The sequence below is a fragment of the Sporosarcina sp. FSL K6-3508 genome (assembly GCF_038615825.1).
Lineage (GTDB): Bacteria > Bacillota > Bacilli > Bacillales_A > Planococcaceae > Sporosarcina > Sporosarcina newyorkensis.
This window is the reverse complement of sequence record NZ_CP152016.1, coordinates 549,888-564,306: the sequence shown is the minus strand read 5'-3', so window position 1 is coordinate 564,306 and position 14,419 is coordinate 549,888. Positions and strand designations below refer to the sequence as shown.

Annotated in this window: 9 protein-coding genes; all 9 read right to left on the bottom strand. The window is 45.9% G+C overall.

Annotated elements, in window-relative coordinates; all coding sequences use genetic code 11:
- Positions 1-27: 27 nt before the first annotated feature.
- The 9 genes from MKX97_RS02630 to MKX97_RS02590 all read right to left on the bottom strand — a co-directional run bounded on the left by MKX97_RS02630 (position 28) and on the right by MKX97_RS02590 (position 14,160).
- Positions 28-1,626: a CTP synthase gene (locus tag MKX97_RS02630; RefSeq protein WP_040758515.1), complete on the bottom strand. Its 1,599-nt coding sequence runs from the start codon at positions 1,624-1,626 to the stop codon at positions 28-30.
- Positions 1,627-1,798: 172 nt separating this feature from the next.
- Positions 1,799-2,368, bottom strand: a complete 570-nt coding sequence (gene rpoE / locus MKX97_RS02625) for a DNA-directed RNA polymerase subunit delta (protein WP_009766233.1) — start codon at positions 2,366-2,368, stop codon at positions 1,799-1,801.
- A gap of 508 nt (positions 2,369-2,876) precedes the next feature.
- Positions 2,877-6,134, bottom strand: coding sequence for a fused isobutyryl-CoA mutase/GTPase IcmF (gene icmF / locus MKX97_RS02620; protein ID WP_342536884.1), 3,258 nt, complete (start codon positions 6,132-6,134; stop codon positions 2,877-2,879).
- A 65-nt stretch (positions 6,135-6,199) separates the two neighbouring features.
- Positions 6,200-6,817: a TetR/AcrR family transcriptional regulator gene (locus MKX97_RS02615; protein WP_009766236.1), complete on the bottom strand. Its 618-nt coding sequence runs from the start codon at positions 6,815-6,817 to the stop codon at positions 6,200-6,202.
- A gap of 23 nt (positions 6,818-6,840) precedes the next feature.
- Positions 6,841-7,980, bottom strand: a complete 1,140-nt coding sequence (locus MKX97_RS02610) for an acyl-CoA dehydrogenase (protein WP_342536883.1) — start codon at positions 7,978-7,980, stop codon at positions 6,841-6,843.
- A gap of 465 nt (positions 7,981-8,445) precedes the next feature.
- Entirely contained in the window at positions 8,446-9,582 is a 1,137-nt protein-coding gene (locus MKX97_RS02605) for an acyl-CoA dehydrogenase (protein WP_078817383.1), read from the bottom strand.
- Between the two features lie 138 nt (positions 9,583-9,720).
- Complete coding sequence (locus tag MKX97_RS02600) at positions 9,721-10,569, bottom strand: 3-hydroxybutyryl-CoA dehydrogenase (RefSeq protein ID WP_342536882.1); 849 nt, start codon at positions 10,567-10,569, stop codon at positions 9,721-9,723.
- A gap of 19 nt (positions 10,570-10,588) precedes the next feature.
- Positions 10,589-11,782: an acetyl-CoA C-acetyltransferase gene (locus MKX97_RS02595; RefSeq protein ID WP_078817384.1), complete on the bottom strand. Its 1,194-nt coding sequence runs from the start codon at positions 11,780-11,782 to the stop codon at positions 10,589-10,591.
- A 176-nt stretch (positions 11,783-11,958) separates the two neighbouring features.
- Positions 11,959-14,160: a (Fe-S)-binding protein gene (locus MKX97_RS02590; protein WP_342536881.1), complete on the bottom strand. Its 2,202-nt coding sequence runs from the start codon at positions 14,158-14,160 to the stop codon at positions 11,959-11,961.
- Positions 14,161-14,419 lie beyond the last annotated feature (259 nt).

The following is a 14,419-nucleotide window of genomic DNA, read 5'->3' as shown; positions in this document are numbered from 1 at the left end:
TATAGGATCCTGTCGGCTTTTTCCTTTTTAACGATGATCCAATGCAGCGCGGATAAATTCGCGGAACAATGGTTGTGGGCGTGTCGGACGGGATGCAAACTCCGGATGGAATTGGCAGCCTACGAAGAATGGGTGCTCTTGCAGTTCCATAATTTCGATCAAGCGGCCGTCCGGGCTGATACCAGAAACGATAAAACCAGCTTCTTCCAACTGCGCACGATAAGCTAAATTAATTTCATAACGGTGACGGTGGCGTTCATAAACAAGTTCTTCACCATATGCAGTGTACGCTTTCGTATTTTCTGAAAGTTTACATGGGTATGCGCCAAGACGCAATGTGCTGTCTGCTTCATCCGCCGTACGGCAATCCGGATGGAATGTCGTAATTTGGTGTTCTGTATTTGCGTCAAACTCCAAGGAATGAGCATTTTTCAAGCCAAGAACGTTTCGCGCGATATCGGTTGCTGCTAGTTGCAAACCTAAACTGATTCCAAAAAACGGAACTTTATGTTCGCGTGCATATGTGATCGCTTCGATCTTCCCATCGATTCCGCGATCTCCGAAACCACCTGGAACAAGAATTCCATCGACATCTCCAAGGAATTCTTCAACATTCTCTGCAGTGACTTCTTCGGAATTAATCCACTTGATCTCCACATCTGTATCGAAGGCATAACCTGCGTGACGCATAGCTTCAACAGCAGAAATATACGCATCTTGTAGCTCTACATACTTTCCGACAAGACCGATTTTCACTTTTTCTTTCAGTGATTTAACCAACTTCACAAGTTCTTCAACTTCTGCCAACTCTGGCTGTGGTGTTTCCAATCCAAGGAAATCGACAACAATTTGGTCCATATGTTGTTCGTGCAAACGAAGCGGCACTTCATACAATGTTTCTGCGTCCAGTGCTTCGATCACTTCTTCTGGCTTGATGTTACAGAATAACGCAATTTTATCTTTCATTTCTTGCGGTACAGGGTACTCACTGCGCACCACAATCATATTCGGCTGGATCCCAAGACTTCTCAGTTCCTTAACGCTGTGCTGAGTTGGTTTTGTTTTCATTTCGCCTGCTGCATGGAGGTATGGAATTAATGTGTTATGGATGTACATGACGTCGTCTTTGCCTAAATCTGTCTTCAGCTGGCGGATTGCTTCCAGGTAAGGCAAGGATTCGATATCGCCGACACTTCCCCCGATTTCCGTGATGACTACGTCAGCGTTCAACGTTTCGCCTGCACGTTTAACGAGTTCTTTAATTTCATTTGTAATATGTGGAATTACTTGTACAGTAGCTCCTTTATATTCACCGCTGCGCTCTTTTCGTAAGACTAGGTCATAGACTTTCCCCATAGTGACGTTGGAGTAGCGATTGCATTTAATGTCGATAAAACGCTCGTAATGTCCGATATCGAGATCCGTTTCCGCGCCATCTTCCGTTACGAACACTTCACCGTGCTGGTATGGACTCATCATGCGCGGATCGATATTGATGTATGGGTCGAATTTTTGATTGGTTACTTTCAAACCGCGATTTTTCAGCAATCTCCCGAGTGATGCAGCGTTGATTCCTTTACCTAAGGACGAGACAACGCCGCCCGTAATAAAAATATATTTTGTCATGTGTGGTTCCTCCATTTGTTCTTTTTACATGCTCGAAGGCTAAGATGAAAAATCAAAAAAGCGCCCCAGTTGTAGCATAACTACAATAAGGAGCGCGTATACACGAATTCATGTGTCCTTTTCAGGAGCCCATACAAATCTTATATTTTCAGGCGCCAAAAGTCAAGTCTTGTTATTCTTCTTCCTCGAAGTCTTCCTCTTCTTCATCGTCCTCTTCATCTTCTTCATCAAGGTCGATTTCTTCATCAGGAATTACTTCCAAGTCGTCATCCGGATCAATCAGGTCTTCTTCGATTTCGATAACTTCCTCGTCTTCCTCTTCGTCGTCCACATCTTCCTCGTCTTCTTCGCCGAGTTCTACATATTCTTCATCGAAGAGTTCTTCGTCCTCGTCATCTTCTTCAATCTCTTCTTCGTCATCGTAGTCCTTTTTCTTCTTTTTCTTTTTGCGGACTTTTACGACAGGTGCTGTTTCTTCTTCGATTTGGTCGACTGGATACCATTCGCGTAAGCCCCAGCGGTTGTCTTGGATAGCCAGGAATCTGCCATCAATGTTCAGATCTGTATAGAATTGAACGAGGCGTTCTTTTAGGTCTTTGTCGGAAACACCCGTAAGTTTTTGGATTTCGTCCATCAGTTGCTGTAGGGTAAGAGATTCACGTCGTTCAGTAAGGATTTGGAAAGTAATATTAATGAACGACTCTTCTGCTAATTGTTCTTTTGTCATTTCATGGATATTCAATGTATGGCACGTCCTTTCTTCAACACATAAGCATAGTTTACATTATATACAGTTTGTGTTCCAATATGCTACATTCTTTTGCTTCTCTTTACGTTTCTGTATTCTTTGATAGTCAGACACCCTAGGTAGATGGCTGTGAAGGCGAAGGGTATTACTCCTAGACCGCTGCTATAAAAGATGAATGTGAGAAGAAATAGAAGCACAATTATGATCAAATGATAATACCATCTCACCTTCAACACATCCCTTTCTATTCGTTCTTTTCATTATACAGATAAAATTACCAGTTTATCCACTTTGATGTGAAGTGATTTTGTATGTAGGGTTGTTTATGAGCGCAGAACAAGGTCCTATGAGCGTGGCGAGTGGCTTTACGAGCGTGAAACGGGACTTTATGAGCGCTACGAGTAGTTTTATGAGCGCGGAGCAAAACCTTATGAGCGCCGTTTCACACTCCACCCTGCAATCTCAAAAAAGCTGCGTGATTCACGCAGCTTTCTCGGGGTAATTACATATTTCTTCGGTACTGGCCGCCTACTTCATATAAAGCGTTGGTGATTTGACCTAAGCTTGCGACTTGTACGGTTTTCATCAATTCCGCGAAGACATTGCCTCCTGAAACAGCTGTTTGTTGAAGATTCCGCAGTGCCTGTTCAGCTTCTTCTGCGTGCGCCGACTGGAAAGCCCGCAAGTTGCGGATTTGCGCTTCTTTCTCTTCCTTTGTTGCGCGTGCCAGTTCCATATTGTCGATATCTTCTTCAGATGGCGGATTCGGGTTCAAGTACGTATTGACGCCGATGATCGGCAGCTCACCTGAATGTTTTTTCATTTCGTAGTACATCGATTCTTCCTGGATTTTACCTCGCTGATACTGTGTTTCCATCGAGCCCAGTACGCCCCCGCGGTCATTCAGACGATCGAATTCTTGAAGTACCGCTTCTTCTACTAAGCTTGTCAGCTCCTCGATGACGAATGCTCCTTGCAGAGGATTTTCATTTTTCGACAATCCATGCTCTTTGGTGATAATCATCTGAATCGCCATCGCACGGCGTACAGACTCTTCCGTCGGTGTCGTGATCGCTTCGTCGTACGCATTCGTATGCAGCGAGTTACAGTTATCCTGCAAAGCCATCAATGCCTGCAATGTCGTGCGGATATCGTTGAAGTCGATTTCCTGCGCGTGCAAACTGCGGCCCGAAGTCTGGATATGGTACTTCAACTTTTGGCTGCGTTCATTGGCGCCGTATTTATCGCGCATCGTAACAGCCCAAATGCGACGAGCGACACGTCCAATCACCGTATATTCCGGATCTAGCCCATTCGAGAAGAAAAACGACAGATTCGGTGCAAAATCATCAATATTCATTCCGCGGCTCAAGTAATATTCGACGTACGTGAAGCCGTTCGCCAATGTGAAGGCCAGCTGGGAAATCGGATTCGAGCCTGCTTCCGCGATATGGTAGCCTGAAATCGAAACAGAATAATAGTTACGAACTTTTTTATCAATAAAATACTGCTGGATATCGCCCATCAGTCGCAATGCAAATTCCGTAGAGAAAATACAGGTGTTTTGACCTTGGTCTTCTTTCAGGATGTCCGCCTGCACTGTGCCGCGTACCGTTTGGAATGTCATTTCACGTACATCGGTGAATTCCTCGACAGTCAGCGGACGACCGAGCTCTTGTTCTTTCTTCCGTACTTGCTGATCGACAGCAGCATTCATGAACATTGCCAAGATGATCGGTGCAGGACCGTTGATCGTCATCGAGACCGAAGTGGACGGTGCACAAAGATCAAATCCGGCATAGAGTTTTTTCATATCTTCAAGTGTACAAATACTAACGCCCGATTCGCCGACTTTACCATAAATATCCGGACGTTCATCTGGATCTTCTCCGTAAAGCGTGACGGAGTCGAATGCCGTTGATAAGCGTTTCGCGTCATCGTCTTTCGATACATAATGAAATCTACGGTTCGTACGCTCCGGTGTCCCTTCACCCGCGAATTGGCGCTTCGGATCTTCACCTTCACGTTTGAATGGGAAAGCGCCGCCCGTGTAAGGGAATGAGCCCGGCACGTTTTCACTGTAGACCCAGCGTAAGATTTCTCCATAGTCTTTATACTGTGGCAAGACCACTTTCGGTATTTTCAGCCCCGATAGACTGACCGTATTGAGTGCAGTCCTAATCTCTTTATCTCGGATCTTGACGACATATTCGTCTTGTTTATACGACTCTCTCAAAGACTGCCAGTTCTTCAACGTGCGCTTTGATTCACCTGTCAGCTGCTCTTCTATACCTTCTTTTAAACTAGTCAATGAATTCAAGAGCGCTTCATTGGAATCAGCTTCCTTGACAGCTTCAATTGCACCTTCCAATTGGAACAGTCGGCGCGCAAGCTCTTCTTGCTGTTTGGATTTCGCATGGTAATTACGAACGGTCGCGGCGATTTCACGCAAATAATGACTGCGGTCAGGCGGGATGATGACTGTCTGTTTTTGATTCGTCACAGATTCCGCGTAACTTGTTGTCCAGTCGAGGCCAGCTGATTTATTCAACTGTTCGACCAATGCTGCAAACAGAATATTCGTTCCTCTATCATTGAATTGGCTGGCGATCGTACCGAATACCGGCATGTTTTCCAACTCTTCGTCAAATAACAGATGGCTGCGTTGGTACTGCTTGCGGACTTGGCTCAATGCATCTTCAGAGCCTTTACGTTCGAATTTATTGATGACAATCAAATCTGCAAAGTCGATCATATCAATCTTTTCAAGCTGTGTCGGTGCGCCAAATTCACTCGTCATGACATACATCGAGACATCGGAAATGTCCGTAATCTGTGCGTCACCTTGCCCGATACCGCTCGTTTCAACGATGATCAAGTCGTAGCCTGCCGCTTTCGTCACATCAAGCACATCATGAATCGCAGTCGTCAACTCCGAACGTGAACCCCGCGTTGCCAAACTACGCATATAGACGCGGTCAGTGAAAATGGCGTTCATACGGATTCGGTCACCGAGCAACGCACCGCCTGTTTTTTGCTTCGTCGGATCGATGGAAAGAATGGCGACACGTTTATCAGGAAACTCTTGCAAGAAACGTCGAATCAATTCATCAGTTAATGAACTTTTTCCCGCCCCCCCAGTGCCCGTGATTCCGAGTACCGGCGTCTGCTTGGAAAGACTTCGTGCATGCGCAAGCAACTGTTCAGCTGCCTTATCCTTATGCAAATGCTTTTCTTCAACGTAGGTAATCAAATTAGCCAGGATTCCCGGTGTCTCTGCTGTGAGTTTTTCCAGATTGGCTTCTTCATTTTCGGGAGTAGTGGAGAAGTCGGATAGCTCCATGATGCGGTTGATCATTCCTTGAAGACCCATTTTCCGCCCATCCTCCGGAGAGAAGATCCACTGGATGCCATATTCATGCAGCTCTTTGATTTCTTTCGGAATAATGACGCCTCCGCCACCACCGAAGATTTTGATATGAGAAGCACCGCGTTCTTTCAGCAGATCATACATATATTTGAAATACTCAACATGCCCGCCTTGATAAGAAGAAATTGCAATGCCTTGTACGTCTTCCTGAATGGCAGCGTTTACAACTTCCTCAACAGATCGGTTATGTCCAAGATGAATGACTTCCGCTCCGGTCGATTGTAAAATTCTTCGCATGATATTGATTGATGCGTCATGCCCGTCAAATAAACTGGATGCCGTCACAAAACGGATATGGTGCTTTGGTTTGTAAATTTCCTCAGTTGCCATTTGCTCTCCGCCCTTCCTAAACAATGACTTCCGCCACAGAACAAATCCGCAGCGGAGCCTTTTATTTATTTCGCAAGTCCATTAATGATTTGATCCGTCTGTATCTGAATATACCGTTCAAGTGAATAAGTGTTGCGCAGCGCCCATCTTCGGAATGACCACATTTGACCTTGCACAAGAATATGATGCGCTGCGAGCGATACTTCCTCAGGACCGATGCGCAGATTGCCTGCTTCCATACAGCGCCGCACAATCATTTCAAACAATTCCACCATTTCAAGTTCTTTCGTCAGCACATAACGCAGTGCTTCACTCGGCAAGGACTTCGATTCCTGATACATGACGACAAACTCATCGGACATGTCATCAATCAGTTCGTAGTACTTCGCTATCGCCATTCGCAACCCTTCCACCGTGTTGTCATTCGTATCCAATTCAGAAAGACGGATCTTCACTTCGTGATAAATATGGTCACAAACGAGATATAAGACATCTTCCTTCGTACGAATATACTCATACAACGTACCGATGCTGAAGCCGGCTTCCTTGGCGATTTCGCGCGTTGTCGTTCGATGGAACCCTTTCGCGATAAATAGTTTCACGGCGCCTTGGCTAATTTGTTCGCGTCGTTTCTGAATCAAATCTTCGTCTTTCACGGTAGATTTCACTTCATGTTTTGGCATTGGGTCCCTTCCCTTCCCCTCTGTTATTTTGTCAGCATACGAGAGATGACGAGACGTTGAATTTCTTGTGTTCCTTCGTAAATTTGAGTGATCTTCGCGTCACGCATATAGCGTTCCACTGGGTAGTCTTTTGTATAACCATAGCCACCGAATACTTGAACCGCTTCTGTCGTGACTTTCATCGCTGTATCCCCAGCCATTAATTTTGCCATGGCGGATGCCTTACCGTATGGCAGGTCATTGGATTCCAGCCATGCTGCCTGATACGTCAACAGACGGGATGCTTCGATGGAAGTCGCCATGTCTGCCAGCTTGAAGCTGACACCTTGGTTCGCAACAATCGGTTTTCCGAATTGTACACGTTCTTTCGAGTAATTCACCGCTGCATCGAGTGCGCCTTGCGCAATACCGACTGCTTGTGATGCAATCCCATTTCGTCCGCCATCGAGCGTTTTCATTGCGATAATGAATCCGTCGCCTTCTTCGCCGAGAAGGTTCTCTTTCGGCACACGACAGTTATCCAAAACGACTTCTGTAGTAGGTGAAGAACGAATCCCCATTTTCTTCTCTTTCTTACCTACTGAGAATCCTTCAAATGAACTTTCTACAATAAATGCACTCGTCCCTTTATGTTTTGATTCTGGGTCCGTTACAGCAAAGACGATATATGTGTCCGCGATGCCGCCATTGGTGATGAAGATTTTCGAACCATTCAGTACATAGTCATCGCCATCTAGTTTCGCTGTTGTTTTCATACCGCCTGCGTCTGAGCCGGAGTCCGCCTCCGTTAAACAGTATGCACCGACTTTCTTACCTTCCGCAAGAGGACGCAGGTATTTTTGTTTTTGTTCTTCGTTGCCGTATTTGAATAGCGGCCATCCTGCCAGTGAGGTATGTGCGGACAGGACGACGCCTGTGGATGCGCAAACGCGTGAGAGTTCTTCGACCGCGATGACGTAGGCCAGATAGTCGCTGCCGATGCCGCCATATTCTTCAGGCCACGGGATTCCCGTTAGTCCAAGTTCGGCCATTTTGTGAAATATGTTCATGTCGAAGCTTTCGTCTTCGTCGCGCTGTGCCGCGGATGGCGCGACTTCCTTTTCTGCAAAGTCGCGTACCATTTTTCTGATCATTTCATGTTCTTCTGATAGTTTAAAATCCATTTTTTCTCCCACCCTTTATGTTTGTTTAAAGTTGTTTTCTGGTTAACAATGGCTTGTGGTCCGGGGATTTGCGCTGCAGGCGGACGCTTTCCGGAGGGCGTGGCTTGAGCCGCTTCCTTCGCTTCGCTCAGTCCAGGGTCTCAAGGCTCACGCTGATCCTTCCGGAGTCGCCGCCCTCCGCTACAATCCCTAAAAATATATGTTAAGATACTTTGCAAGCTCACTGTAGCTGGTAAGTAATAAAGATAGTCAAGTTCACCCCGGAACGAGCGTATCTTTTGTAGAAACGCACTATTCTAGACTCGAAACGCACCAATCATGGTGAGGAACGAGCGTAACTGTTGTTGCACCGCACCTTTCCTGTTGAGCAACGAACCAAACCTATCTAGGAACGCGCCAATCGTTCGGTGAATCGTGCGTAACTCGTTGTGCAACGAACCAATCCACGTACGTACCGTGCTAAATCTAATTTGTTAAGTGCTTGGCTATGACTACTCTTTGAATTTCGCTGGTGCCTTCGTAGATTTGACATACTTTGGCGTCTCGGAAATAACGTTCTACCGGATAGTCTTCGGTGTAGCCGTAGCCTCCAAAGATTTGGACGGCTTCGATTGAGTTGTCTACGGCTGTTTGGGAGGCGAAGAGTTTGGCCATGGAGGCTTCTTTGCCGCATGATTTGTTTTCTGCCCGTAGCCATGCTGCTCGGTAGACTAGTAGTCGTGCTGCTTCCGTAGCTGTGGCCATGTCGGCTAGTTTGAAGCCTACGCCTTGATTTGCAGCGATTGGTTTGCCGAATTGTTCCCGTTCTTTTGCATAGGCAGTCGCAGCTTCTAGTGAGGCTTCAGCAATGCCCAGTGCTTGGGCTGCGATGCCGATTCGGCCTACATCCAGGTTCGCCATGGCGATTTTGAAGCCCTCACCTTCTGCTCCCAGTCGATTTTCTGCCGGCACTTTCATGTTATCGAAGTTGAGCGCTACGGTTCGCGAGCCATGCAAGCCCATTTTCTTTTCATCTTTGCCGATTGAAAGTCCAGGTGTATCTTGATCTACAATAAATGCCGAGATGCCGTACGTTCCTTTTTCCGGTGCTGTATTGGCGAAAACGATGTAGACATCTGCTTCTCCTCCGTTTGTGATAAACATTTTAGATCCATTCAATACATAGTGATCATCTACTCGTTTCGCTTTGGTTTTCAACGATCCAGCGTCGGACCCCGAAGAGGTTTCCGTCAGACAGAACGCACCTAAGTATTGACCTGACGCCATTTTCGGCAAGTAGCGATTTTTCTGTTCTTCATTACCGAAGTAGAGGATGGGATTCATTCCCACTGAAGTATGAACAGACAAGATGACCCCCATGACAGCGCTTGCTTTAGATAGCTCATGTATGGCGATGATATATGACAGGAAGTCCATTCCGGCCCCCCCATATTTTTCAGGTGCCGTTATCCCCATTAAACCGAGTTCACCCATCTTTTCTAGCAGCTCGCGCGGAAATTCTCCCGCTTCCATCCGTGGAATCCAAGGTTCAATTTCCTTTTTTGCGAAATCACGGACCATTTGGCGCATCATTTGTTGTTCTTCTGATAAGTTGTAATCCATCTTCTTCACCTCTTGCTTCCGGCATTAGTTAATAAATCATTTGTTTGATTACCCATCGTTGATTTCCGTAGAAGGCAGACGCTTTCCACGGAAATAATCTAAGCGAACTTTTTGCTCATGAAAAACTTTACTTCATCATTAATAAGTATAAAACCCGCGTCCGGTCTTCTTGCCGTGCCAGCCTGCCTTAACATACTTACGTAGCAGCGGACATGGACGATACTTTGAATCTCCGAAGCCTTCATAGAGGGTTTCCATAATATATAGACATGTGTCAAGTCCAATGAAATCCGCTAATTGCAGGGGTCCCATCGGATGATTCATTCCCATTTTCATGACATCGTCAATCGCTTCTTTTGTCGCTACACCTTCATACAGTGTGAAGATCGCTTCGTTGATCATCGGCATTAATATGCGATTGGCGACAAAGCCTGGGTAGTCATTTACTTCGACTGGAGTTTTCTTCAGCTTCTTCGTCATCTCTTCCACTGCTTCGTAAACCTCATCGTCTGTTGCGAGTCCGCGGATGATTTCCACTAGCTGCATAACAGGCACCGGATTCATGAAGTGCATGCCGATCACTTTTTCAGGCCGCTTCGTTGCTGCGCCGATTTCGGTAATCGGTAAGGAAGATGTGTTTGAGGCTAAAATCGTATGAGCTGGGGTGATTTTATCCAACTCCGCAAAGATAGATGTTTTCACTTCCATATTTTCGACAGCAGCTTCAATGACGATGTCTGCATTTTTAGCATTTTGTAAATCTAGTGATTTTGTGAAACGGCCGAGGACTGCTTGTTTCTCTTCCTCCGTCATGCGGTCTTTTTCTACGTTGCGCGTTAAGTTTTTCGTGATAACTTGAAAACCGCGTTCGTAGGATTCTTCATTGAGATCGTGAAGTGTTACTTGGTAGCCTGCTTGAGCACAAACTTGTGCGATGCCTCCGCCCATCTGGCCTGCCCCTATGACAAATACTTGCTGGATCGTCATTTATAATGCCTCCTGTCCATTAGTTTTTCGGTACTTCGATCATGATCGCGTCACCTTGCCCGCCGCCTGAACAAATCGCTGCAATGCCGATTCCACCGCCGCGGCGTTTTAGTTCATTGGCAAGTGTTAGGACGACTCGTGCTCCGCTCGCTCCGATCGGATGGCCAAGCGCGACTGCGCCTCCATTGACGTTCACTTTGTCTTCATCCAATCCGGCAATTTGCGAACTGACAAGTGCAACTGCGGCAAAGGCTTCATTGATTTCGAATAAATCGACTTCTTCTAATGACTTCCCTGTTTTCTCAAGTAACGCTTTGATGACGTGACCTGGAGTTTCAGGGAATCGCTCTGGCTCAATCGCAACTTCCGCATGACTTAGAATTACGGCAAGTGGTTCTTTACCTAGTTTTTTCGCTTCGTCTTCATTCATCAGCACGACTGCACATGCTCCGTCATTGACGCCAGGTGCGTTACCCGCTGTAATCGTACCGTCCTTATCGAAAGCCGGGCGCAGTTTCGCCAATGATTCTAGTGAACTACCTTTGCGCGGTGCTTCGTCTTCGAAAACGACAAGTGGCTCGCCTTTACGCTGCGGGATGCTGACCGTTACGATTTCTTCTTTGAAAAATCCATTATCCATGGCAGCAAGCGCGCGTTCATGGCTTCTTAATGACCATTCATCTTGCTTTTCGCGGCTCAATGAAAATTCATTCGCTGTGCTGTTGCCGTATGTACCCATATGAACACGGTCGGGTGAAAACGCACAGGATAGTCCGTCGTAAATCATGCCATCGACGAGCGTCGCATTGCCCATCTTCAGACCGGATCGAGCGCCCGGCAAATAATATGGAGCATTGGACATCGATTCCATTCCGCCTGCTACGATGACGTTTTCTTCCCCTAATCGAATCAACTGATCGCCAAGCGTAATACTGCGCATTCCGGAAGCGCATACTTTATTGATTGTTTCCGTCTTGACATTATAAGGAATACCACCTTTTGTCGCCGCCTGTCTTGAAGGTATCTGGCCTTGCCCTGCTTGCAATACAGTTCCCATGATCACTTCATCGACTTGGTCGGCTTGAACCCCTGACTTCTCCAATGCAGCCTTGATCGCCACTCCCCCTAGATCGCTGGCTGTCCGCGAGTGCAACGCGCCCCCTAATTTCCCAAATGGTGTTCTTGCACCTTGTAAAATAACAGTTCTCGTCATTCCATTCCCTCCCGTTTTATACTGACTGAACGCTCACTCGACTAGATCTCGATAAAAAGAGGGTACTAAGACCCTCTGATTTATCTATTATCTAATTTGTCTGCGTTTTAGATACTCTAATTGTACTGTATTATCATGTTATTCGCAATATTTTAATTTGACATTCTATCCGTGTTTTACGGTGTTTCATCCACCTTTTCGACCGTTGCAGCCATTTCAGTCTCCAACTCTAGTTCTTCAACTAGTTCCTCCGCTGTTTCAGGTTCTAACTGTTGTTCACCGAAAATCGAACGTTCCAGCAATTCCGCGATATCGTATGTGCCGACTTGCTCTTCCACTTCCACAGCTTTTGTTCCGTCAGATAGCATCGTCAAACAATATGGACAACCAGAAGAAATGATTCCCGGGCTGACTTCAAGAGCCTGCTCGGTACGCGCCACGTTGACACGCTGACCCGTATCTTCTTCCATCCACATCATCCCGCCTCCTGCTCCACAGCACATACCGTCTTGGCGATTCCGTTTCATTTCGACCAACTTAACGCCAGGGATTGCTTTGAGAATTTCTCGCGGCTGGTCATAGACATCGTTGTAGCGTCCTAGATAACAAGAGTCATGGAACGTGATCGTTTCATCGATTGCATGCTTCGGAACTAATTTGCCCGCCATCACTAAATCATACAGTAGTTCCGTATGATGTTTGACGATCGCTTGCAATCCGAAATCTGGGTACTCATTCTTGAAAATATTATATGCGTGCGGATCAATTGTGACGATTTTTGACACGTTCGCTTTCTCGAATTCCGCGATATTGGCAGTCGCCAGTTCTTGGAATAAAAATTCGTTTCCTAAGCGGCGCGGAGTATCTCCTGAATTTTTCTCTTTATTGCCGAGAATCGCAAAGCTTACGCCTGCTTCATTCAATAGATGTGCAAAAGACAACGCTATCTTCTGGGAACGGTTATCAAACGCACCCATTGAACCGACCCATAGCAAGTATTCGAAGTCCTCACCTGCTTTTTTCGCTTCTTTCACTGTCGGGATGTGCAAGTCCGGACGCGCGTCTCTCCAGTTTTCTTTCTCTTTACGGTTCAAGCCCCACGGATTTCCTTGGCGTTCGATGTTAGTCATCGCGCGCTGTGCATCCGCGTCCATCTTTCCTTCTGTCATCACTAGATAACGGCGAAGGTCGATGATTTTATCGACGTGTTCGTTCATAACCGGGCATTGGTCTTCACAGTTACGGCACGTCGTACATGCCCAAATTTCTTCCTCTGTAATGACGTCGCCAATCAATGAAGGACTGTACAATTCATCGATGGAGACACCTTCCGCTCCCGCTGCGAGTGCCAGTTGATTACCTTTTGTCTGAGTGAACATCAGTTGCGGCACCCATGGCTTTTGCTTTGTCATAACAGCGCCTGTATTCGTCAAGTGGTCACGTAATTTCGTAATCAAATCCATCGGTGACAACATTTTCCCTGTACCCGTTGCCGGACACATATTTGTACAGCGTCCACATTCTACACATGCGTAGAAGTCGATCATTTGAGCTTGTGTAAAGTCTGTGATCTTACCTACTCCAAGTGGAGGCATGTCCTCTTCATCTTCAATTTCCTCGAGCGCTGCAAAATCAATTGGCTTCAAGTGGCCGGCATTGTCGAGACGATGGAAGTAAACGTTTACAGGACCCGCGATCAAGTGCGCGTGTTTCGATTGCGGAACGTAGACCAAGAATGTCAGCAATGTCAGTAAGTGCACCCACCAGCCTATGAAGAAAACAGCTATTGCTACACCTTCAGGAACCCCGCTGAACGCCATGGCTATAAGCGAGGCCATCGGTTCTGTCCAAGTTGCACCTTCATTGTGCCAAATCATGTTCGCTCCGTTTGCTACAAGCGTAGAAACCATCAATGAACCAATGAAAATAAGGACCAATCCTGATTTCCAACCGCGTTTCAACCGGACAAGTTTCTCAACATAACGGCGATGGAATGCCCATACGACTGCAACTAAAATTAAGAATACGACGATTTCCTGGAAGAAGGTAAACGCGGGATACAATGGGCCTAACGGCAAATGTGATCCAGGTTTTAATCCTTTCCATATTAAATCGATTGCGCCGAATTGAACGAGTAAGAATCCATAGAAAAACAGGACATGGATTGCCCCACTCTTTTTATCTTTCAATAGTTTCTTTTGTCCAAATACGTACACCCAGATTTTTCTGAGACGTTCTTTGACGTTGTGGTCAAATTCTTCTTTTCTTCCTAGTCGAATAAATTCGAACCGGGTTTTCAATAGATAGAGAAATAACCCGACACCATAAACGGTTACTGCTAAAAACAATATCCAGTTTGCGATGAGTAACACATTCATTTTCTTTCTCCCCTTCCTCTGACTCTCCCAAAGACCCCTTACGAGAAATCGCTTACAAGTATTTTATATATGTACAGTGTAATTTATGAATGAGCATTCAGTCAACCATTTTCCGAAAATTTTTTTTTAGAATAGTCAATTGTATATGCGAAGAAGGCCTCCAAATTCGAAGTGAATCATTAAAAGTAATTGAACAATTTAACTACAGTAAATATTCCGACTCTATGCTACTATTTTTATTATACATGAAATAGATTTG